Origin of the sequence: Carboxylicivirga agarovorans (genome assembly GCF_050589845.1) — a bacterium.
In the GTDB taxonomy this organism is placed as follows: Bacteria; Bacteroidota; Bacteroidia; order Bacteroidales; family Marinilabiliaceae; genus Carboxylicivirga; species Carboxylicivirga agarovorans.
The window spans coordinates 1-1,012 of the sequence record NZ_JBNGPA010000082.1 but is presented as its reverse complement, the minus strand read 5'-3'; the positions used below and the strand labels follow the sequence as shown (position 1 = coordinate 1,012).

Annotated in this window: 1 protein-coding gene; it reads left to right on the top strand. The window is 31.7% G+C overall.

Annotated elements, in window-relative coordinates; all coding sequences use genetic code 11:
* Window positions 1-9: 9 nt before the first annotated feature.
* Complete coding sequence (locus ACRD69_RS25290) at window positions 10-981, top strand: transglutaminase domain-containing protein (RefSeq protein WP_430817919.1); 972 nt, start codon at window positions 10-12, stop codon at window positions 979-981.
* The last annotated feature ends 31 nt before the right edge of the window (window positions 982-1,012 follow it).

The window sequence follows — 1,012 nt, the reverse complement described above, 5'->3', positions numbered from 1 at the left end:
CCCCATTAGATGCAAAGACTTAACGCATTAATATTATTAACGATACTTATTAGTTTTTCCATAAGTGGACAAATTAATGAAAGTATAAAGCAGATTGTTACCAGATACCCTACATCAATTTCTAACTGCGAAAAGATTGCTAAGAGAATAAACTCTGATTTCAATAGCGAACATGACAAGTTAGGAGCTATTTATGTTTGGATTACATCCAATATTTCATACGATGTTAAATCAGCCAATTCAAAAAAGAAAAAAGACAGATACACTTATTCATATCGAACCAAAGAAGAAAAAGCAAGAAAAGAAAAGAGGTATAACAATAAAACTATCAAAAGAACACTAAGAAAACGAAAAGCAGTTTGCGACGGCTACTCAAGATTATTTAAGAGGTTATGTGATTTAACAAATATCGAATGTGTAATTGTTACTGGTACCTCAAAGACTAAGAAAAGTGAAATAGGAAAATCACCTAAAAGAAACAGACACGCATGGAATGCTGCAAAGGTTAATAATAGATGGGAGTTAATTGATGTCACATGGGGGGCTGGATTTGTTGAATCCAAGAAGTTCTTTAAAAGATATACTGAAGATTACTTTTGCAGTAATCCAGAAATGTTTTTTCTCAAGCACTATCCTAAAGATACAAGGTGGTTATTTACAAAGAAAACTAAAGAGGATTTTGCCAATTTGCCATTGTATTATTCAAGCTACTACAAGTCTGAGATTAAATTTAATAGCTCATACAGTGGAGTTATTGAATCTGTGGAAAATGATTTAGTACATTTCAAGGTAGACGCAAATGGAGAATTGCCATATTTGACTTATGCTTTTAATAATGATAAATACTCAAAAAAACCTGACATCGAATATAATGCTGATGAGATTCTTTTCTCCATACCTCTTGAAAATAGAAAAAAGGGATATCTCACATTGTATTATAGGCACAAGGCAATAGTGACATATAAATTAAATCTAAGATAAAAACGGGGGCTAACACGCTAGTATAAAGCAT

Coding starts and splice junctions, on each gene's coding strand:
- ACRD69_RS25290 (WP_430817919.1), top strand. CDS start 10: ATGCAAAGACTTAACGCATTAATATTATTAACGATACTTATTAGTTTT.